We start from the raw sequence: 20,607 nt of genomic DNA, 5'->3' as shown, positions 1-20,607 counted from the left end.
GCGGCGCTGCGGGGCGGCGACGCCGGCTTCCCCTCGGGCGAGCTCCGGCGCTACCGGCTCCCGCTCGACGGCGGCGACCCGGGGTTCGAGCACCTCGCCGACGACGTGGAGATGCCGCGGTTCTCGCCCGACGTCCACACCCGCGAGTACGAGCACGCGTTCGCGCAGTCGACCGACATGGACGACGGCAACGCGCTCGTCCGGGTCGACGTGGGCGACGGCGCGGGGATCACCCGGCGCTGGGAGGAGCCGGGCGTCTACTCAGGCGAACCGGTGTTCGTCCCGCACCCCGACGGCGACGCGGAGGCCGACGGCGTCGTGCTCTCGCTCTGTCTCGACGTCGACGCCGAGCGGTCGCTGCTGGTGGTGCTCGACGGCGAGCTGGAGGAGCTCGCGCGGGCGCCGCTCCCCCACGCGGTCCCCTTCGGCTTCCACGGGGAGTACTTCCGGGACTGATCAGGTCGCCGTCGTCCCGCCGACGACGGTGACCTCCCTCTCGGCGTCGACGTGGCCGGCGACCCGGAGTGTCGCCGTCCCGTCGTCGGCCTCGGTGTGCTCGGTGTCGAGCGAGAGCGAGGCGGTCACCGTCCCGCCGGCGTCGACCTCTCGCTCGATCAGGTGGGACTCGTCGTCGTCGGCGATGGTCGTCGGCCAGTACACCGCGGCGAGGAACCGGCCCGCGGTCTCGGTGGTGTTGGTCGCGGTGAGCTCCACGTCCAGCGTCTCGCCGCGGTCGACGCTGTCGGGGGCGTCCAGCGAGTCGAGTTCGAACGACGGTGCCGAGGCGGCGAGCGTCTCGCGGGCGTCCTCGGGGAGGGACCACTCCCCGGACTCGCCGCCGCGTTCGAGGACGATCCGGGGATCCTCGGCGTCGAGCGGCGAGTCGAGTTCGAACGCGACGTAGCGCGGTTCGTCGTCGCCGACGAGTTCGGGGCTGCCGACGATCCCGCCCTCGTGGCCGGCGACGGCGTAGTTCTGGGCGCCCTCGTCGCCGGGGTCGACGGCGGCCCACGTCTCGCCGCCCGCGCGGAGGCTGAACGCGTCCGCCTCGAGCTCGGCGTCGCTGCGGACCGAGGCGACGACGAACTGCCGCCCCGCGGGGGCAACGACGCCGCCGGAGCCCATGATCGACTCGTAGGTGACGGCCTTCTCGGCGACGATGTCGAACACTGCGACGGCGTCGCCGCCGACCGTCCGCTCGGACGACGCCGGCGGCGGGACCTCGGTCTCGGACGGGGACCCGTTGGGTGGTTCGGGGGAGTCGGTCGGCGATTCGTCGTCGCCCGGCGAGTCGCCGATACAGCCGGCGGTCGCCAGCGCGGCGGCGACGCCGAGGCTACTCGTCAGGAACTGTCGTCTGGTGGAGGGCATCACCCGAAAATCGGTGGCGCGACCGTAACAAGCCTTGTGGGAGGGCGAAGGCGGCGTCGGAAGCGCCGAGGGATCAGACCGGCGTGCCGAAGGCGTACACCGTCTGGTGGCTCGTCACCTCGACCTCGGCGAAGTCGCCGGGTTCGAGGCCGTGCTCGTCGGCGTTCTGGACGACGATCTGGCGGTAGGCGGAGTCCCGGCACTTCACCGAGTCGCCGGTGCCCTCCTCGACGACCAGCACCTCGCGGGTGGTGCCGATCAGTTCCTCGTACGCCTCGGCGACGACCTCCCGCTTGAGCTCACTCATCGCCTTGGAGCGGTCCTTCTTGGTCTGCCCGCCCAGCCCCTTCATTTCGGCGGCGTCGGTCCCGGGCCGCTTGGAGAAGCGCGTGACGTTGACCTTCTCCGGGCGAACCTCGCGGAACAGCGCCATCGACTGCTCGTGGTCGGCCTCCGTCTCGGTGGGGAAGCCGACGATGAAGTCCGTCGAGAGCGTCCAGTGGTCGAGCGTGTCGTCGAACGTCTCGACGATGTCGAGGAACTTGTCGACGCGATGCTGGCGGCGCATCTCCTCGAGCACCTCGTCGCTGCCGGACTGCACCGGCGCGTGGAGGAAGTCGTACAGCTTCTCGTTGCGGGCGAACACGTCGGCCAGCTCCTCGCGGATCCCGTGGACGCCGCCGGGGTTGGCCATCCCGACGCGGACCCGGAACTCGCCGTCGATGTCGCAGATGCGGTCGAGCAGTTCGGGCAGCTTGCGCTCGCCCTCGTCCCAGCCGTAGACGCCGGTGTCCTGGCCGGTGACGCGGAGCTCCTTCGCGCCGGCGTGGACCAGCGCGCGGGCCTTCTCGACGTTCTCCTCGACGCTCGGGGAGTCGATGCGGCCCGTGGCCTGCTTGGTGATGCAGTACGAGCAGTTGCTCATACAGCCCCGGGCGATGGGGAGGATGCCGACGACGCCGTCGAGGACGGGCTCGGTGCCCGGCCCGGGCGTGGGGCACTCGCCGTTGGTGACGGCCTCGGGCACGTCGTCCCAGTGGAGCACTTGGGCGTCGATGTCGGCCTGCTGGAACTCCTCGCTCTGGGCCAGCGCCATGCAGCCCGTGACGATCAGGTCGGCGGTCTGCTCGTCGAGCTCCTCGGCGCGGCGCAGCATGTTGCGCTCGGTCTTCTCGACGACCGTACAGGAGTTTAGGATCGACACGTCCGCCGCTTTGGGCCCGTCCACCCGGTAGTGGCCGGCGTCGCGCAGGGCGCTCTCGATCGACCGACTCTCACCCCGGTTCGACGTACAGCCGTACGTCTCGATGTGGTATCGGGCCATGCCTGTCGGAACTGGGCGAGCGTCGCGCAAAAGGGCGACGGTTCCACCCGCCGTTCCGGGCTGTGGCTACCCCAGTCGCGGGTCCAGCGCCTCGACCAGCGCGTCGCCGACGAGCTTGAACGACACCACCGTCGCCGCCAGCGCCGCCGCGGGGAACACCGACACCCACCACTTCGTCGTCATCGGCACCTCGCCGCCGAGCCCGCGGGCGATCACGTTGCCCAGCGACTGCAGGTCGAACGCCTCCAGCCCCAGGAACGCCAGCCCCGCCTCCGTCAGCAGCAGCACGGGCGCCTGCTGGGTCGCGGTCGGGATCGCCACGACCGACACCGCGGGGAGGACGTGCTTCCGCAGGACGTGGCGGTCGTCGCCGCCGAGCACTTTCGCCGCCTGCACGAACTCGGTCTCGCGCAGCCGGCGGGCCTCGCTCCGGACGACCCGGGCGGCGCCGCCCCACCCGAGGAAGCCGAAGAGGAGGATGATCACCAGCAGCGACTCGCCGGTGATCCAGATGAGCAGCAGGTACATCACCAGCGGCGGCACCGCGTCCTGCACCTCGACGGCGCGCATCGACGCGTTGTCGATCAGCCCGCCGTGGTAGCCGGCGACGGTGCCGACGATCAGCGCCAGGGGCACGATCAGCGCCAGCGCGATCACGGCGACGTACAGCGTGACGTGGAGCCCCTGGAGCAGCAGGATCTCCATCGCGTACCCGTTGATGTCGGTGCCGAGCGGGTACTGCCAGCTCCCGTGGCACATGCCGTCGGCGACCGGGCCGGCGCAGTTGTGCGGGAGCTGATCGGTCGGGATCGACCCCCAGATCGGCGGCTGGTTCCCGTGGAGGAAGTCCAGTTTCGGCGCCGGGACGAGCGCGAGCCCGACCGTGCCGAGCAGGTACACCGCCGCTAGCCACGCCGCGCCGGCGATGGCCTCGGGCTTCTCGCGGAAGCGCTGCCACAGCGTCGCCGCGCGCTCGCGGTCGGCGAGGATCGGGAGCACCCCGTAGAACAGCAACACGACGTTCGCGAGGACGAACAGCCAGTCCAGCGGCGACATGAGCCAGGTGCCGACGGTGTAGCCGTCGTTCACCTGCGTGTCGTAGAGGGCGAGGGCGGCGACGACGGCCAGCACCACGATGGAGAGCGGGACCCGGCGACGCCGCCAGTCCAGCGACGGGGACATGTACGGTACGTGTAGTCCGGTTCGGGCGTGATAAACCTTCACGGTCGGTAACGTTTAACAGCTAGTCCCCCTACGCCCCAGGCGTGCCCGTACCCCAGTCGCCCCTCCACCCGGTTCGCGACCCATGAGTCTCCGGTCGCGGTTGCTCGCCCGGTTCGGCTTCGCCGTCGTCGCGGTGTACCTCGTGATCACGCTGACGTTCCTCGTCGTCGTGCTCACGCCGGACACTAACCTCCGCGGGATGCTCGGCACTGCGCTGTGGTCCGGCGCCTCGCCCGCCGAGATGGAGCAGATGCGCGAGACGTACATCGCGGCCCGCGGTCGCGACCGGCCGCTGTACCGGCGCTACCTCGACTGGGTCGTCAACATCACCCTGTTCCGCTGGGGGCTCTCCGCGAGCATGGGCGAGCCCGTGACCCAGGTCGTCGGCGGCGCCACCCTCGAGACGGCGAAGTATCTCGTCCCCGGCGCGGTGACGGCCTGGATCACCGGGATCGCCGTCGGCATCCGGTCGGCCCGCGAGCGCGGGAGTCGGTTCGACCGGCTCGGCCGGCTGGCGACGTACGCCCTGTTCGGGCTGCCGGGGTTCTGGCTGGCCGCCGTCGCGCTCGTCGCCCTCGACGGCGGCGGCCCGCTCGCCCGCACCGTGATCGTCCCCGGCGGCGCCGTCGCCGCGGCGCTGTTGGCCGGCCAGGTGAGCCTCACGCGTTCGCGCAGCGTCGACGAGTTCGACGCCGACTACGTGCGCTACCTCCGCGCGAAGGGGCTGACCGACCGCGGCATCGACCGCCGCGTGTTCCGGAACGTGCTCGTCCCCGTGCTGTCGATGACCGCCGCGGAGCTGTTCTCCGTGCTCGTGCTCTCGGTCGTCGTGCTGGAGTCGCTGATCGGGATCGAGGGGATCGGCTGGCTCACCTACGAGGCCACCCAGGAGAACGACATCCCGCTGATCCTCGGGACGACGATGGTGCTCGTGGCGGTCGGCATCGGCGGCAGCATCGTCTGCGACCTCGCGAGCGCGTGGCTGGACCCGCGGTCGCGGTAGTCCGGGGGCAGTTTCTTGGGCGCGTCGCGAGAAAATGGGCGCGATGCCCTCCAGACGCGCGTACTTGGCTGCAGTCGCGAGCGGTACCGCTGTCGGCGTCGCCGGCTGTCTCGACGGCGCCGCCGGCGCCGCCCCCTCGCCCGGCACCGACGACTCGACCGAGTGGCCGATGCGAAACTACGACCGCTACGGGAGCGCGTTCGTGCCCGACGCCGCGGCCCCGCGCTCGGCGCCCGAACTGCGCTTCGAGACGGCGCTCGACGGCACGCCGCGCGGGCGGCCGATCGTCGCCGGCGGCCGCGTGTTCCAGTCCACCTGGGCCGGGATCGAGGCGGTCGACGCCGAGAGCGGCGAGAAGCTGTGGACCTACCGGGCCGAGGACGACGGGGGCGCCAGCTACTACCCGCCGCCCGCAGCGAACGACGGCGTCGTCTACGCCGGCACGGAAGCGGGGCTGGTCGCCGTCGACGCCGAGAGCGGCGAGGAGAGCTGGCGCGTCGAGACCGACGGCAACGTCACCGCGTCGCCGGCGCCCGGCCACGACTGGGAGCCGATCTACGCCGCGACCGACCACGGTGAGGTGCTCCAGCTCCGGGCCGACGGCGAGGTCGAGTGGCGAGCGACCGTCTACGGCGAGGTGACCCATCTGGTGACGCCGAACGTCGCCGGCGTCACCGGCGCGACCAGCGGCGGCGAGGTGTTCACGCTGTACCAGGGCCGCGGGCTCTGGCGCAAGAAAGTCCCGGGGAAGGTGACCGCGATCGCCGGAGAGTCCGGCAACGACCTGTTCGTGGCCACGTTCGGCGGCGGCGTCCTCAAACTCCGGACGGCGGCCCACGCGGGGCGAACCGCCTGGCACGCCGAGCGCGGGCCGGTCGCCGACGGCGCGCTCGTGCTGGCCGACGGCGCCGTGTTCGGCGGCGACCTCGCGGGCGTCGACCGGCTCGACGCCGACGACGGGAGTCACGGCTGGGAGCTCGGCGACGACACGTACTCCCTCGCGGCGGCCGGCGACACGCTGTACGTCGGCGCCGAGGGCGCGGTGGTCGCCCGGCCGCTCTCGGGCGGGGTCGGCGTCGGCGGGAGCCGCGTGAACGCGACGCGGTTCCGGTACGGTATCGGCGAGGACGCCGCGGCGATGGGGGTGACGCCGGCCGACGGCGCGGTGTTCGCCTGCGTGACCGACCCGGGCAGCGGGGAGGAGCGCCTGCTCGCGCTGGAGTAGCTACTCGGGGGCGCCCGAGAGGATCTCGACGCCGGAACTCGCGCCGATGCGCTCGGCGCCGGCGTCGAGCATCGCCATCGCGTCCTCGTAGCTGCCGACGCCGCCGGAGGCTTTGACCGGGAGGTACTCGCTCATCAGCTCCACGTCCGCCACCGCGGCGCCGCCGTCGGCAAAGCCCGTCGAGGTCTTCACCATGTCGGCGCCCGCGCCTCTGCGGCCTCGCAGGCGGCGTGTTTTTCGTCGTGGGTGAGCAGCGCGGTCTCGATGATCACCTTCACCGGCAGCGGCGTGGCGGCGACGACGCCCGCGAGCTCCTCCTGGACGGCGTCGGTCTCGCCCGCCTTGAGCCGGCCGACGTTGAGCACCACGTCGAGCTCGTCGGCGCCGTCGGCGTCGGCGACGACCGCCTCCTCGCGCTTCGCCGCCGCGGCGTGCTGGCCGTGGGGGAAGCCGATCACCGTCGCCAGCGTCACCTCCGGCGCGTATTCGGCAGCGTCGCTCACGTAGCACGGCGGGATGCAGGCGTTCATCCCGTGCTCGGCGGCCTCGTCGAGCACGCGCTGCGTGTCGACCCAGGTCGTCTCCGGGCCGAGGACGGTGTGGTCGATCTTGGGGGCGAGTTCGTCGCGGTCCATGCCCGCCTCTGGGCCCGCCGAGGTGAAAAACACCGCCGCTCCGCGCTCCGAAACGCTTTCCGCCCGCCCGCTCCCCCCGGGAAGCATGGTACTCCCCGCCGGCTTCGCGCTGCCGCCGCTGCCGTACCTGCTCGCGCTGGTCGTCGCCGGCGGCGCCCTCGCCGTCGCGCTGTGGCGCCGCGACCCGGCCGTCTCGGACCGCCTCGTGCTCGCGCTCGTCCTGTGGATGCTCGCGGGCGCGTGGCTCCACGTCCTCCACGTCGTCGGCGCCGCGCCCGGGGCGATCGACCCGCTGCTCGGGACGCCAGCGGCCTACCTCACGACCGCGATCCTCGCGGGCGCCGTCTGGCTGGCCGTCGACGCCGGCGCGGTCGCGACCGAGCGGGCGTTCGCCGCCGTCGGCGCGGTCGTCGCGGCGCTGGTGCTCGCCGTCGGCGTCCAGTGGGGGCTGGCCGAGGGGACGTTCGCACCCGCTTGGCCGGCCGTCGCGGCCGTCCTCGGCGTCGCCGTCGGGATCGCGGTCTGGCTCGGCCTGCGGCGCGCGTACCCGGGCGTCGGCGACGCCGGCGCCGCGGGCGCGCTGGCGGTCGTCGCCCACAGCCTCGACGGCATCTCGACGGCGATCGGGATCGACCTGCTCGGCGCGACCGAGCGCACGCCGCTCTCCCGAGCGGTGATCGAGTTCGGCGCGACGCTGCCGACCGCGGAGCTGCTGGGGAGCGCGTGGCTGTTCGTGCTCGTGAAACTCGCACTCGGCGCCGGGATCACGGCGCTACTGGCCGAGTCCGTCCGGGAGGCGCCCCGCCAGGGCCGGCTCCTGCTCGCGTTCGTCGCCGCCGTCGGGCTCGGCCCCGGCGCGCACAATCTGCTGCTGTTCTCGATTATGGGTTAGCGCCGGCCCCTGCGGCGCTTGCTGTACCACTCGCGGTCGCGTCGCCAGCGTCGCAGGCGCGACCGGAGCGAGCCCTCCAGCATCCCGTGGCCCGAGGCGGCGACGAACTGGTAGGTCGCGAGCGCGAACACGGGGAGGCTGATCGCGACGGTGAACGCGGTGAGCGCGAGGTACTGCTCCGTGACCAGATCAACGAACAGCGCGATCGCGAGCAGCCGCAGGCCGGCGACGATCAGGAGCCGGTCGAGCCGGGCGAGCAGGCGCTCGCCGAGGCTGGGCCGGCCGGGCCGACCCGAGTCGAACAGCAGGCGCTCGAGGCGGTCGGGCAGGCGCGGGCGGTAGTACGCCCGCAGCGCGCGGGAGCGACGCGGGCCGCGAACCGACATGGCTCCGGGCACGTTGGCCTGGGGGAAGAAAGCTTGCCCGGCCGGAGCGGCCGGACCGCGGTGTTTTTGACGCCGCCGCCGGCAACCGCGAGTATGGCCAAACAGCCCCACCTGCTCGTCGGCGAGGGTGACGTGAACGAGATCGCGCTCATCCCGGGCGACCCCGGGCGCGTCGACCGCATCGCCAAGCAGTGTGAGAACGTCGAGGAGGTCTCCGAGAACCGCGAGTACAAGGTCGTCAACGCCGAGTACGAGGGCACCGACCTCACGATCTGCTCGACGGGGATCGGCTGCCCCTCCGCCGCGATCGCGATCGAGGAGCTGTACAACGTCGGCGTCGAGACCGTCCTCCGGGTCGGCACCACCGGCGCGCTGCAGGAAGAGATCGAGATCGGCGACATGGTCGTCGCCACCGGCGCCGCGAAGGAGGAGGGGACGAGCAAGCGCTACGAGTCCGCGACCTACCCCGCAGTGCCGGACTACGACGTGCTCTCCCGGCTCGTCGACGCCGCCGAGGCGAACGACGAGGACGTCCACGTGGGCCCGATCGTCTCCGACGACGCGTTCTACAACGAGAGCGACGAGTTCGTCGCCGACTGGGAGGACGCCGGCCTGCTCTGTATCGAGATGGAGGCCGCCGCGGTGTTCTCGCTGGCTCGGCGCCGCGGGATGCAGGCGGGCGCCATCTGCACCGTCGACGGCAACCTCGTGAAGGGGACCCAGAAGGGTGAGACCGAGGGCGAGGAGCTGCCCGAGAAGGCGAAGGACAACGTCGAGCGCGCGATCAGTATCGCGCTCGACGCCGTCGCCGCGCTCTAGGATGGGTCGGCGCCGGGAGCGACTGCGCGCGGCGCTTCGCCGACTGCGGTCCGCCGAGCGCCGCGAAGTGGGCGAGTTCCTCCGCTGGGTCGAGAACACCGACAACCTCGTCCACCTCTCGGCGATGGTGTTCGTCCCGCTGCTGATCGCGCTGGTGACGCTGCTGTCGAACGCGGTCGAGGCGCTGCCGTACCTCCTCTTCCCGCCGCTGGCGTCGGGAGCGTACACGCTGTTCGTCCGCCCGGAGAGCCGCTACGCCTCGCCCCGGCGCTTCGTCGGCGGCATCACGCTGGGCGCGCTCTGTGGCTGGGTCGCGTTCGTCGCCGCCGAGCTCCTGTTCCCGGCGGCGCCGACGTTCACCGTCCCGCCGGCGGCGGCCGCCGGCGCCATCGCGCTCACCGCGATCGTGACCTGGGCGCTCGACCTCGAGGAGCCGTCGGCGTTCTCCTCGGCGCTGCTGGTGCTGGTCGTCGAGATGGGTACCGGGGCGATCACGCTCCGCCCGCTCCCGGGGCTGGTGATCCGGCTCTCGCCGCGCTCGGCGTACGTCCTCAGCGTGCTGCTCTCGACGGCGCTGGTCGCGGCCGCCTTCGTCGTCTGGGACAAGACGTTCTACGAGCGACGGGCGACGTACCTCTACGGCACCACCCACGGCGACGACCACGTGCTCGTCCCGATGCGCGGCGAGGACGGCGTCGAGACGGCGACGATGGCCGCCCGGATCGCCGCCGCCCACGACGCCGGGAAGGTCGTGCTGCTCGACGTGCTGGAGGGGCTGGACCCGGACGTGCTGGCGGCCCACCGCGGCGAGGGCGACCCCGCGGCCGTCGACGAGGCCGGCGCCGAGCGCGTCCGGAAGGCCGCCGAGCGGCTGGACGAGACCGCAGCCCGGCTCCGAGAACAGACCGGCGTCCCCTGCGAGGTGATCGTCGCCAGCGGCGACCCCGCGCCGACGACCCTCGACACCGCCGACCGGGCCAACTGCGACCTCGTGGTGACGCCGTACGAGACCGAGGACGGCGCGCTCTCGCCGTACGTCCGGCGGGTGCTCTCCGGCCCCATCGACGCCGTGGCCCACCGCTCGACCGGGACGAACGACTGGCGCCGCGTGATGGTGCCCGTCGCTCGCCCCGGCGACACCGCCCACGCGATGGTCGACTTCGCGACCCGGCTCGCCGGCGACCGCGGCCGCGTGAGCGTCTGTACCTGTATCGGCGACGAGAACGCCCGGCGCGGGGCCGAACACCGGCTCGCCAACGTCGTCGAGGCGTTCGACGCGCCCGTGGAGACCCGCGTCGCCCGCGCCGAGATCACGAACTACATCCAGGAGAACGCGGACGCCTACGACCTCGTGATGATCGGCTCCTCCGGCGACCGGTCGACGGCGTCGCGGCTGATCTCGCCGCCGACGTTCCGCCAGCTCCGCGACGTGGACTGCGACGTGGCGGTCGTGGATCGCGGCGACGCCGGGCGGTGACTACTCCTCGCCAAGCAGGTCGCTGGCCTCCCGCTCGCTGTCGCCCCGACCCATCGCCGCCTCGACGAGCAGGTGGCCGCCGATCGCCGCGGGGCTGATCACCGTGTCGGCGCCGGCGCGTTTGAGCTTGCTCACGTTCTCCCGCTGGGTGACGCCGACGGCGATGTGGATCTCCGGGTTGAGCTCCCGAGCGGTGAGGATCGCGAGCGCGTCGGCGGCGTCGTCGTTGGTGGCGGCGATCACCGCCCGCGCGCGGTCGATCCCGGCGTTCTTCAGCGGTTCCTCGTCGCTGGGGTTGGCCGTCAACACGTGCACGTCGCGGTTGGTGAGCCGCCGCGTCACCGTCTCGTCCTCCGTGATGACGACGAACGTCGTCTGGGCTTCGAGCTCTTCGAGGATCGGTTCGGTCAGGTCGCCGTAGCCGAGAACCAGCACGTGGTTCTCGAGCGTGTCGAGTTGTTGTTCGGTCATGCGTCCGAGTGCCGCGGAGAATCGGGCCTCGATCATCGGCGTCAGCACCACCCCGAGCGCGATCGCGAACGAGGCCACCGAGAGCAGGATCGCCGACATGGCGAACAGCCGCGCCTGCTGCGTCTGGGCGTAGATGTCGCCGTAGCCAACGGTGCTCCCGGTGACGAGCGTGTAGTAGAACGCGTCTATGAGGCTGTTAACGCCCTGGAACCCGTCCCGGAGCGCGAAGGTGCCGACGGTGCCGTACACCTGCGCGGCGACGAGCGCCCCCAGCGCCGCGAGTTGGGTGGTCGTCAGGTCGAGTTCGTGGTCGAACGTCCGGCGGTTGAGCGCGACGACGGGCAGGGCGAGCAGCGACAGCACCACCAGCGGGTAGGAGTAGCTGCTGGCCTGCAACAGCCCCTGGACGGCCGTGATCGGGAGCATCGCCACCGTGAGGTACCAGCCCGCACGGAGGCGATTGCGGAGCATGAACGCGCCGGCGAGGGTGAGAAACCCCGTCAGCGTGCCCGTGAACCCAACCGTCCGTTGGACCATCGGCGGGACGTACGCCGCGAGCGGGCCGGCGACGGTAGTGGTGGAGATGTTGATGATCCCCGTCGCCACCGAGAGCGCGGCGACCGCGAACGTCAGCCAGATCGAGGCGCGGACGCCGATCCAGTCCCGGTCCCACTGCATACACGGGGGCAGATGCGCCGGGGGCTTAAAGGACCGACCGATCCGGTCGCCGGTACGTCTATACAGTCGCCGACGCTCCCACGTGTATGACCGCGTTCCCGCTCCAGATCCTGCTCGGGGTGTATCTCGGGCTGGTGACGGGGATCGTGCCCGCGCTGGTGGCGTGGGTGCTCGGTTTCACGTTCAAGTACTTCACCAACGTCTCCATCCCCGGCTTCGGGGTTGTGGTGCTGGCGCTCGCGATCGCGGGCGTCAACGGCGGCCTGCTCGCGCTCAACGACCGGGCGATCGTCGGCGGCGCCAACGGCGTCGCCGTGCTCGTCGCGATCGTCGTCGTGCTGATGCTGTCGATGTACGCCCACGCGAAGGGCGACCAGATGGGCGCGGCGACGCCCAAGCGGCTCACGCTGAAGAAGCTCGCCGACCGCACGCTCTCGGCCGACGTGGTCGATCTCGTCGGCGGCCGCGGCGAGGTGAGCCTGCAGATCACGGGCGAAGTCGGGGATATGGAGGGGTACCCACCGCTGCCCGGCGAACTCCGCCGGGCGATCCGGGAGGCGTCGATCGCGCTGCCCGCGGACCTCCCCATCTCCGAGCTCGAACACCGCGCCGAGGACCGCCTCCGCAGCGAGTTCGACCTCGCGGACGCCTCGGTCCGGATCGACGAGCGCGGCCACGCGACCGTCGCCGCCGCGCCGCCGACCGCCGGCCTCTCGAAGCGCGTCCCCGCCGGCGAGCGCGCGGTGTCGGTGACGACGATGGTGCCCACCGGCACCGCCGCCGGCGACGAGGTGACGATCCGCACGGGAGACGCGACGTACGAAGGGACCGTCGTCAGCGTCCGGCCGGCGACGGCGGGCGGCGACGCGACGCCCGCCGTCACCGACGGCGGCACCGAGGCCGAGGCGCCGTCGACGCCCGCCGCCAAAACCGCCGCGGGCGGGCGTGACCGCGTGACCGTCGCCGTGAGCCGCGAGGCCGCGGGGGCGCTGCTCGAACGCGAGGTGACCGGGCTCACCGTGCGCTCCCGGGGCGAGCGCCGGGAGTTCGAACTGCTGGCGCTGCTGCGGCGCTCTGGCAAGCGGCTCCGCCGGGTGACCGTCCGGGAGGGCGGCGCGCTCGACGGCCACGGGCTGGGCGAGGTCGGCGTCCACTCCGAGTACGGCGTCGTCGTCCTCGCGGCCCGCGGGGACGACGGCTGGACGCTCGTTCCCGGGAGCAAGTACGCCCCCGCGGCCGGCCAGGAGCTGTTCGTCGTCGGCACGCCAGCCGACCTCGACGCGTTCGCGGAGGTGGCGGCGTGATCCTCCAGATGCTGCTCGGGGAGGTCGAGCTCCTCCCGGCGCTGGGCCAGCTGTTCGGGCTCTCCGTGCTCGCTTTCCTGGTGTCGGGGACGGCCGCGCTCGCCTACCGCTGGTACTTCCGGGAGCCGATCCCGCGGGGGCTGGCCGCGCTGTTCGGCGTCGCGGCCGTCGCGCTCTACCTCAACACCGTGGGGCTGCTGGGCCGGGTTATCGGCACGCCCGGGACCGACCCCTTCGACGCGGCCGGGGTCGGCGTCGACCTGCTCACGCTGCTCGTAGCGTTCGTCGCGACCGTCCCCGGCCGCCGGCTCGGCGACGCGCTCCGGACGGATCTGGCAAGCGCGACGGGCGCCCGCGAGGTCAACGCCAGCGTCGGGCGCGCGCTGCGGGGCGTCGCCCGCCTCTCAGCCGTGGAGCTTCCCGCCGCCGACGCGATCGAGGACATGCAGAGCCACGACCCCGTCCCCGCGGAGGTGAAAGCCGAGCTCGGCGGGAAGACGCTACTGTTCCCCCGCTCGAACCCCGAGACGCTCCGCGAGCGGCTGGTGACCCGGCTGAAGGAGGACTACGGCGTCGGCTACGTCGACGCCGAACTCGCCGCCGACGGGACGGTGACGTATCTCGCGCTCGGCTCGCGGCTGGCGGGGATCGGCCCCACGCTGGGGCCCGGCACCTGCGCCATCGCCGTCGAGGCCGACCCCGCGAGCGACGCCGGCCCGGGCGACATCGTGCAGGTGTGGACAACGCCGAACGCGACCGCCACGACCGAGGGCGATGCCGAAGAGGCGCCGTCGTCACCGCGCCGCGTGACGACCGCGGAGCTGCGCGCGACCGCGGGCGAGTCGGTGACGCTGGTCGTCGACGAGACCGACGCCGCGGCGCTGTCGCCCGACGAGCGCTACCGGCTGGTGACGCTGCCCGTGAGCGCGCGGGCCGACCAGGAGTTCGCGTCGCTGCTGCGGAGCGTCGACGAGACGCTCGGCGTGGTGCAGGTTCCGGCGGGGAGCCCGCTGGTCGGAACGACCGTCGGCGACCTGGAGTCGGCGGTCGTCGCGGTGCGGCGCGGGACGGGCGCCATCGACGCGCTCCCGGATCGCGAGCGCGTGCTCGAGTCGGGCGACTCGGTGTACGCGATCGGGCGCCCGGACGTGCTGCGCGGGCTGGAGGAGCGGGCGAACAGTCGCTAGCGAGAACGGCGATCCTGCGTCCGCGGCGGGTGGCACGCTCGTGGGGGGCTCAGCCCGCGAACCGGAACAGCAGGAACGTCGAGAGCCCCAGCATCGCCAGAAACACGAACGTGACCATGAGGATTCGGCCTTCTCGTGACATTTGCGATACACGAGCGTTTGGTACCACCTACCATAAATTGTTCTATCGTGGTTCGGCTCATCTTCGATAGAGCGTTTCAATCAAGCCAGAAGTTGAACTGCGGCATCGTCCATGCTCGTTGTATGCGTCCCACCCCGCGATTCCTGCAGATCGGCACGGCAGGCACCGTGCTCGTGGGGGTGGGAGTCCTCGCCAAAGCCCCGGTCGCGGTGCTGGGCGGGATCGTACTGGGCTGTTGGCTGCTCGTGGAGCAGTACACCGCCCTCCGATCGTTCGAGCAAGCGACCGAGCGGCTCGACGTCGACGTCAGTCCGGTCCGGACCGCCGCGATCGTCGACGAACCGCTCTCGGTCACCGTCGACGCCACGCTCACAGGGCCGGTCGACACGGCCATCGAGGTCGCGATCGATCTCCCGCCCGGCGCCGAGTACGGGGATGGGTCCCCGACACTGACACTCGAACCGGGCGAGACCGCGGCGTCGACGACGTTCTCGTGTTCGTTTCCCGTGGCCGGCGAGTTCGCGTTCCCCCCGGCCACAGTCACGCTTGCGAACAGGCGTGACACCGTGACCGAATCGGTTCCACACGATCCCGACCAGTCCGTCCGGATCGACCCACGCCGGCCGCGCAACCTCCACGTCGGCCAGGGCGGCGACCGGATCGACGCCTACGGCGAACATCCGGCCGGGAGTGGGGCCGCTGGGTTGGTCCCGGAAGAGATCCGCCAGTACGTCACGGGCGACGCCCTGAACCAGATCGACTGGAAGGCAACCGCCCGGCTGCAGGCTCCCCACATCCGGGAGTTCGAGACCGAGACCAGCCGGCAGACCGTCATCGCGGTCGACCATCGGCACACGATGGATTACGGGCCAGACGGCCAGACGATGCTCGACTACGCGCGGGAGGTGGGGCTTGGTTACGCGCGAGCCGCCGAATCCTTCGACGACCCGCTGGGCTTGTACGCGATCGGAGACGGCGGGATCACGGTCCGTCGCCGCCCGACGAGTTCCGCCCGCGGGTATCGCCACGTCCGGAACGCCCTCCACGATCTGGCACCCACCCAGGCCGAGGGTGGCGCCGTCGACGCCACGAGCGACCGACTCAGCCGACCCGATGCGACGTGGTCGGCGGCCCGTACGCTTTCGAACGACGACTCCGCGTTCGCGCAGACGGTTGCTCCGTTCCTCGCCGACACGGATGCGTACGTCCACCGCATCGACTCGGATCCCCTGTTCCGGGCGATTCGGCAACTCCTCGCCGAGACGAGCGGGGACGTCTGGCTCGTGCTGCTGACCGCGGACACGGGGCGGAACCGCCTCCAGGACATCGCCTCGCTGGTCGCGAACGAGGGTGGCCACCTCTCGCTGTTTCTCACCCCGCGGGTGCTGTTCGACGCCGGCGCGATGGACGACGTGAGCGCGGCCTACGACCGCTACGCCGACTTCGAGTCGTTCCGCCGCACGGTCGCCCGGACCCCGCGGACAGAAGTGTACGAAGTCGGGCCGGGTGACCGCCTCGACGCCCTCCTGGCCGCGCGACGACGCGCTCGGCAGTCCTGAAACGGTGAGGGGTGGTCGTTTCAGTATCTTCAAATGGATGTACCCGAACAGTTGGCCCAATGGGAGAACCACCGCTCGTCGTCGCGCCCCGCGGTCGCGAGGTGCTGGGGAACTCCCCCACATCGGCGGCGATCGGTGTTACGGCAGTCGGGTTTGCGCTGCTGGGCGGGCCGACCGCCGCAGCGCTCGCGGTGGTTCCGGCACTCGGGCTCGTCCTTGGTGGGCCAGTGTTGGCGTTCGTCGCCGGGATCATCGGCCTGCTCGGCGTTGGCGACGTCGTCGGGCTGGCACCGATGCCGTCGGCACTGGTGCTCGCAAGTTTCCCGCTCGCAGCCACGTACGAGTCACACGGCGCGCGGCCGGCCGGGATCTATCTGGCAAGCGTCGCTGCCGCAGTCGGGACGTTCGTCGTCGCCCGAGCGACACTCGACGGGCTGCTGGCAGTGGCCGCTGTCAGTATCGGCGGGCTGGCGTTCGTCGGGTACGGCATCCACAGGTACGAACTACTCACGCTGGGGCTGATCGATGAGTGAGACACAGCCGCGGGAGGCGGTAGTGGACGGTGACGACGAACAGGCGACCGAGCGCATCGAGGACCTCCGCGCCCAGGTCGACCTGCTCCGCAGCGAGAACGAACGGCTTCGCCACGAGTACGCGCGTGCCCGGCAGGCGAGCTATCGCCGGACCGCACTCGGCCTGGGCGCCGTCGGCGCCGTCGCCGTCGCTGGTGGGCTGGTGTTCCCCGCGGCGCGGGAGGTGCTGTTCGTGCTGGGCGCCATCGGCGTCTTCGGCGCCGTCCTCACCCGCTACCTCACGCCCGAGCGATTCGTCGCCGCCGAAACCGGCGAGCGGATCTACGCCGCCCAGGCCGACAGCCTCGGCGATCTCACTGGGCAGTTGGGCCTCGAACCGACGTGGGTGTACGTCCCCGTCGAGGGAGAGCCGCCGGCCAGGTTGTTCGTCCCGCAGCACAGCGAGTACGAGATTCCGGACGAGGCGGCCCTCGAGCGACCGTTGGTCGTCGGCGACCGCGATGCCGAACGGGGGGCATCGTTCGTCCCGACCGGCGGGACGCTGTTCCGCGAGTTCGAGCGTTCGCTGACCGGTTCGCTCGGGACGGCTCCGAGACCAATCGCCGAGCAGGTCGCCGACGCGCTGATCGAAGGGTTCGAACTCGCCGAGACCGCCGAGGTGGCGGTCGACGGCGACGCCGGCCGCGTGACGGTCGCGCTTACCGGTGCGGTGTACGCTGATGCTGAGGCAGTGGACAACCCGCTCGGGTCGCTGCTCGCGGTCGCGCTAGCAGACGGGCTCGACCAGCCGGTTCGACTCGAAACGACACGCAGCGACGACGACCTCGTCCTGACCTGTCGCTGGGACATGGACGAGGGCGAGGAGGAAACGGACGAGACAGCGGCGACGGGCACAGTCGAGACGGACGGGGAGGAGCCCGACAGCTAGCTGTCCGCGGGTTGGTCGGCGACTGCTCCTTCGCGAGTTGCTTCCTCGGGAACCGGGACGGAGTCGAGTAGCTCCGAGATCAGGTCGTCAACGCTCTCGCCACCGAGTTCGGCGTCCGTGCTAAGCACGAGTCGGTGGCGAAGCACTGGTTGGGCGAGTTGCTTGATGTCGTCCGGGATCACGTACGAGCGGCCGTCGATGGCCGCCGCCGCCTTGCCGGCGTTCAGGAAGGCGATCGTCGCCCGTGGTGACGCACCGTACTCGATGTCCGGGGAGTCCCGCGTCGCCCGGACGAGGTCGAGGATGTACTCTCGCACGGGGTCGGCGACGTGGGTCTCTGCGACGGCCGCGCGGGCTGCCTCGAGATCCTCGGGAGAGACGACCTGGCTGACGCTCGACGGGCCGATATCCGGCTGGTCGTCGAAGCGGTCGAACAGGTCGCGTTCCATCTCCCGGTCGGGCAGGTCGACGGTGAGTTTGAGCTGGAAGCGGTCGCGCTGGGCCTCCGGTAGCGCGAACGTCCCCTCCATCTCGATCGGGTTCTGGGTCGCGATCACCATGAACGGCGTCGGCAGCGAAAGCGTATCCCCCTCGATCGTGACGGTCCCCTCCTGCATCGCTTCGAGCAGGGCGCTCTGGGTTTTCGGCGTCGCGCGGTTGATCTCGTCGGCGACGACGACGTTGGCGAACACGGGGCCGCGCTGGAGTTCGAACTCGCCGGTGGGCTCCCGGTAGATGTGGGTGCCCGTGATGTCCGCGGGAAGGATGTCCGGCGTCATCTGGATGCGGTTGTACTCGAGGCCGGAGGCCCGCGCGAACAGGTTCGCGATGGTCGTCTTCGCGACGCCGGGGACGCCCTCCAACAGGACGTGTCCCCGTGTCAGCGCCGCGATCGAGAGCCCCTCGAGGATCTCCTCGTTGCCGATCAACACCGCGCTGGCCTCATCCCGCACGGCGTCGTGGAACGCGGCCGGATCAGTCATTGCTCTCTGTTGATTCGTCAGTCCGTATAACACCTCGCATCACACGGCGGAGTCGCTGCTCGTCCCAGTCAGGATGTCGTCGCTGCAGGTACGCGACGACCTCGTCGGGGCTGGCGTCGGCGAGGGCGAGCCGGGCTTCCGGTGGCTCATGACCGAGCCGGTCCAGGACGGTGTCTTGGAGTCGTCGAAGGCGACGCCCCCAAACGACCGCGCCGATGCCCACACTGGCGACGACAACCTGCCACAGCGGACTCTTTTGGAGGGTCAACAGGGCGACCGCAAGCGGGGGCTGGCCCGTGACGTGTGAGTAGTCGAGGATCGCCGCCTCGTGATCGGCGAAGAGGTTCGCCGCGAACTGGGCGTTCCCGGGCCGCTCAAGCATCGCGTTGATGAAGATACTCGGGTCGGAGACGACGTACACCGTCCCCGCGCCGGCCGATTCTCGAACTACGACGGGCCGGCTGGCGAGCGTCTCGTTGTCGTCGAGTTCGCCGTCGCGGTCGGTGTCGAGGTAGGCGAACTCCGACGAACGGACGAGCACCGTGGTGTTGGTCCCGGAGTCGTTGACTGCCAGGCTCGTCCCGTGGTTCAGCGTGAGTTGGTCGACGTTCTCGGTCTCGGGATGGGTGGAGACGTTCGTCGCGACCGGGAGTGCCGGCGAGCGGTAGTACTCCTGCTCGTCACGGAGCGGCGCGCCGTCGAATCGCGTCTCAGCACCGACGGCCTCGAGAAGTGGCGTGCTGTGGGGGCCGTAGTCCTCGGCGACGACGAGTGTTCCGCCTTCTTCGACGAACGCTGCGAGTCGCTCGCGATCCTGTTGGGAGTAAGGCTCGTCGGGCGACAGGACGACCGCGATCGTCCCGTTCGGGTCCGCGTCGGTGTACTCGGTCGTGTTGAGTGCGACGACGGGGTCGGCGCCTTGGTCGCTCGCCGCCTCACGGAGATCGCTGGCGCCGTCCCACGCGGCGTTGTACGTACTGAAGGCGGTCTGTGACGTGCCCGCGGCGACGACGCCGGTAATCGCGATCGTGAGGGCCAGAGCGACGAGGAGGAGCTGGGGAACCGACCAGCCCTCGGGGAGCCAGTCGGCCATTCAGAGCACCCCCGGCGGGAGGATTTCGAGGATGCGCCTGATCACGATGTAGCCGAACACGGCGAGTCCCGCCGCGATCAGCCACTTCAGTCGCGAGCGCCACGTCGGCGTCACGCGGAACGGGGCCGTGAGCTCAACGACGACGAGCAGCCCGATCAACGAGACGACGAACACCAGTTCGTAGCTGAGGCTCGACAGGAGCGTGAGCACGAGCGTCGCGCCGAGCAACCACGCGAGGGTCGCCCGGACGAACCGCTGGCGCCGAGCCGTTGCCATTGTCGGGTTGTGGACCATCTTCGTCTTGAGAGTATCGCCTTCACCAGTGCTGCGGATTGCGAGCGACGCTCGTCGAGGTTGCAGCCGTTGCTGGCGCCAACCCGAGATCGAGGTGGATGTTGCCGCAAGGTTTTTCGTTGACAGAAAATATATCCTCGCATGAACGACCACCGCGAGATCAGCGTCAGCCTCGACAGCGACGCCGCACATGCCTACGAGCGCATCTTGAACGAGCTGGAGCAACAGCATGGCCAGCCGGTCGAGATCGACGAGCACGCGGAACGGATCCTGCGGAAGTACATCGCCGACGAGTACCGGAAACTCATCCTGAACGGGAGTTCCACGACAGAGATCCCGAAGCTCGCAGAGGAGTGAAGACGGGGACTGGGAGCTGTCCCACCCGGTTGGCCGCTCCCAAGTCGACACCCCTATCCGTTCGCTAGGGGGACTGACACGCGAATGCTCCCGTGGGGCCACGCGGCGGTTGGCTATCTCTCCTACCGGCTGTACACGTTTCTCAGCCATCGACGCCCGCCGACAGGGATCGCCGTGGTCGCCCTCGCGATCGGCACGCAGTTCCCCGACCTGGTCGACAAACCGCTATCCTGGACGGTCGGGATCCTCCCCTCGGGGCGAAGTCTCGCCCACTCACTGCTCGTGCTTGGACTCGTCGCCGGCCTACTCTACCGAGTGAGTCGTGGCCGCTCGGAGCGCACGCGGACGGCTGTCTTCGCGTTCGGGTTCGGCTGGCTTGCCCACGTGTTCGCTGACGGCTACACGATCCTGCTCGGGCAGCCGACCTGCGTGAACTACCTCGTCTGGCCACTCGCCATCTGTCCGTACGAGGAGGTCGATCGCTCGATCGTCGAGTACCTGCTCGCAACCGACCTCACCACCGGCACCCTGATCGGGTTGGTGCTGACCGCCATCGCGAGCGCGGTCTGGGTCCTCGATGGGGCGCCCGGCCTGTGGTACCTGCTCCGACTGGTGAAGGAGCGGTTGGGGTGGCAGGAGCAGCCTGTAAAGCCCTAATCCACCGCCTAACGATGGGTGTGGCGCGCGGAGAGGGCACATGGCGAGACACTTCCCGGCCGAAC

The 20,607-nt window shown here is 70.9% G+C and carries 21 protein-coding genes and 1 pseudogene; 13 read left to right on the top strand and 9 right to left on the bottom strand.

The window, feature by feature from the left end:
- A partial coding sequence (locus ACP95_RS05000) for a carotenoid oxygenase family protein (protein WP_161782051.1) occupies positions 1-456 on the top strand: 456 nt, incomplete at its 5' end.
- Here the strand turns inward: ACP95_RS05000 and ACP95_RS16290 are convergent.
- From ACP95_RS16290 to ACP95_RS04985, 3 genes are all read right to left on the bottom strand, one after another.
- A complete protein-coding gene (locus ACP95_RS16290) occupies positions 457-1,371 on the bottom strand; it encodes a twin-arginine translocation signal domain-containing protein (protein WP_154018445.1) in 915 nt (304 codons plus the stop codon).
- 73 nt (positions 1,372-1,444) lie between these two features.
- On the bottom strand, positions 1,445-2,695 hold the full coding sequence (locus tag ACP95_RS04990) for a tRNA (N(6)-L-threonylcarbamoyladenosine(37)-C(2))-methylthiotransferase (protein ID WP_049980152.1): 1,251 nt from the start codon (positions 2,693-2,695) through the stop codon (positions 1,445-1,447).
- A 66-nt stretch (positions 2,696-2,761) separates the two neighbouring features.
- Positions 2,762-3,877, bottom strand: a complete 1,116-nt coding sequence (locus tag ACP95_RS04985) for an ABC transporter permease (RefSeq protein ID WP_049980151.1) — start codon at positions 3,875-3,877, stop codon at positions 2,762-2,764.
- 124 nt (positions 3,878-4,001) lie between these two features.
- Between ACP95_RS04985 and ACP95_RS04980 the strand changes: the two genes are divergently transcribed.
- Entirely contained in the window at positions 4,002-4,922 is a 921-nt protein-coding gene (locus ACP95_RS04980; RefSeq protein ID WP_049980150.1) for an ABC transporter permease, read from the top strand.
- Positions 4,923-4,965: 43 nt separating this feature from the next.
- Positions 4,966-6,147, top strand: a complete 1,182-nt coding sequence (locus ACP95_RS04975; RefSeq protein ID WP_161782050.1) for an outer membrane protein assembly factor BamB family protein — start codon at positions 4,966-4,968, stop codon at positions 6,145-6,147.
- Here the strand turns inward: ACP95_RS04975 and deoC are convergent.
- Positions 6,148-6,782, bottom strand: a pseudogene (deoC, locus tag ACP95_RS04970) (deoxyribose-phosphate aldolase). It abuts the gene before it with no gap.
- Between the two features lie 85 nt (positions 6,783-6,867).
- Here deoC and ACP95_RS04965 point away from each other — a divergent pair.
- Complete coding sequence (locus tag ACP95_RS04965) at positions 6,868-7,674, top strand: DUF63 family protein (RefSeq protein ID WP_049980148.1); 807 nt, start codon at positions 6,868-6,870, stop codon at positions 7,672-7,674.
- Here ACP95_RS04965 and ACP95_RS15575 read toward each other — a convergent pair.
- Entirely contained in the window at positions 7,671-8,060 is a 390-nt protein-coding gene (locus tag ACP95_RS15575) for a hypothetical protein (RefSeq protein ID WP_049980147.1), read from the bottom strand. The genes ACP95_RS04965 and ACP95_RS15575 overlap by 4 nt on opposite strands.
- 93 nt (positions 8,061-8,153) lie before the next feature.
- Here ACP95_RS15575 and ACP95_RS04955 point away from each other — a divergent pair, with 93 nt between their 5' ends.
- Together ACP95_RS04955 and ACP95_RS04950 are read left to right on the top strand one after the other, a co-directional pair.
- Positions 8,154-8,879, top strand: a complete 726-nt coding sequence (locus ACP95_RS04955; RefSeq protein WP_049980146.1) for a nucleoside phosphorylase — start codon at positions 8,154-8,156, stop codon at positions 8,877-8,879.
- A gap of 1 nt (position 8,880) precedes the next feature.
- Complete coding sequence (locus ACP95_RS04950) at positions 8,881-10,356, top strand: universal stress protein (protein ID WP_049980145.1); 1,476 nt, start codon at positions 8,881-8,883, stop codon at positions 10,354-10,356.
- Here the strand turns inward: ACP95_RS04950 and ACP95_RS04945 are convergent, their stop codons facing one another.
- Positions 10,357-11,505 (bottom strand): NAD-binding protein, encoded by a 1,149-nt coding sequence (locus tag ACP95_RS04945; RefSeq protein ID WP_049980144.1) that lies wholly within the window; start codon positions 11,503-11,505, stop codon positions 10,357-10,359.
- A gap of 86 nt (positions 11,506-11,591) precedes the next feature.
- Here ACP95_RS04945 and ACP95_RS04940 point away from each other — a divergent pair, with 86 nt between their 5' ends.
- The 5 genes from ACP95_RS04940 (at position 11,592) to ACP95_RS04920 (ending at position 17,158) form a co-directional block, all read left to right on the top strand.
- On the top strand, positions 11,592-12,809 hold the full coding sequence (locus tag ACP95_RS04940) for a potassium channel family protein (RefSeq protein ID WP_049980143.1): 1,218 nt from the start codon (positions 11,592-11,594) through the stop codon (positions 12,807-12,809).
- Positions 12,806-13,996, top strand: a complete 1,191-nt coding sequence (locus ACP95_RS04935) for a cation:proton antiporter regulatory subunit (RefSeq protein WP_154018444.1) — start codon at positions 12,806-12,808, stop codon at positions 13,994-13,996. The genes ACP95_RS04940 and ACP95_RS04935 overlap by 4 nt, the downstream gene beginning before the upstream one ends.
- 264 nt (positions 13,997-14,260) lie before the next feature.
- Positions 14,261-15,697, top strand: coding sequence for a DUF58 domain-containing protein (locus tag ACP95_RS04930; protein WP_082224568.1), 1,437 nt, complete (start codon positions 14,261-14,263; stop codon positions 15,695-15,697).
- Positions 15,698-15,798: 101 nt separating this feature from the next.
- On the top strand, positions 15,799-16,230 hold the full coding sequence (locus ACP95_RS04925; protein WP_161782049.1) for a hypothetical protein: 432 nt from the start codon (positions 15,799-15,801) through the stop codon (positions 16,228-16,230).
- Positions 16,223-17,158: a hypothetical protein gene (locus ACP95_RS04920; RefSeq protein ID WP_049980139.1), complete on the top strand. Its 936-nt coding sequence runs from the start codon at positions 16,223-16,225 to the stop codon at positions 17,156-17,158. Before ACP95_RS04925 ends, ACP95_RS04920 begins: the two co-directional genes overlap by 8 nt.
- On the opposite strand, the gene ACP95_RS04915 is transcribed toward ACP95_RS04920, so the two are convergent.
- The 3 genes from ACP95_RS04915 to ACP95_RS04905 are packed head-to-tail and all read right to left on the bottom strand — an operon-like array spanning position 17,155 to position 19,510.
- On the bottom strand, positions 17,155-18,141 hold the full coding sequence (locus tag ACP95_RS04915) for an AAA family ATPase (protein ID WP_049980138.1): 987 nt from the start codon (positions 18,139-18,141) through the stop codon (positions 17,155-17,157). The genes ACP95_RS04920 and ACP95_RS04915 overlap by 4 nt on opposite strands.
- Complete coding sequence (locus ACP95_RS04910) at positions 18,134-19,234, bottom strand: DUF4350 domain-containing protein (protein ID WP_049980137.1); 1,101 nt, start codon at positions 19,232-19,234, stop codon at positions 18,134-18,136. Before ACP95_RS04910 ends, ACP95_RS04915 begins: the two co-directional genes overlap by 8 nt.
- On the bottom strand, positions 19,235-19,510 hold the full coding sequence (locus ACP95_RS04905) for a hypothetical protein (RefSeq protein WP_049980136.1): 276 nt from the start codon (positions 19,508-19,510) through the stop codon (positions 19,235-19,237).
- A 159-nt stretch (positions 19,511-19,669) separates the two neighbouring features.
- Here ACP95_RS04905 and ACP95_RS04900 point away from each other — a divergent pair, with 159 nt between their 5' ends.
- Positions 19,670-19,885: a hypothetical protein gene (locus tag ACP95_RS04900; protein WP_049980135.1), complete on the top strand. Its 216-nt coding sequence runs from the start codon at positions 19,670-19,672 to the stop codon at positions 19,883-19,885.
- Between the two features lie 84 nt (positions 19,886-19,969).
- Complete coding sequence (locus ACP95_RS04895) at positions 19,970-20,542, top strand: metal-dependent hydrolase (RefSeq protein ID WP_049980134.1); 573 nt, start codon at positions 19,970-19,972, stop codon at positions 20,540-20,542.
- Positions 20,543-20,607: the final 65 nt, after the last annotated feature.

Origin of the sequence: Halolamina rubra, from assembly GCF_000739555.1 — an archaeon.
In the GTDB taxonomy this organism is placed as follows: domain Archaea; phylum Halobacteriota; class Halobacteria; order Halobacteriales; family Haloferacaceae; genus Halolamina; species Halolamina rubra.
The sequence above is the reverse complement of the archived record's forward strand: the minus strand, read 5'-3'. Positions and strand labels throughout refer to the sequence as shown.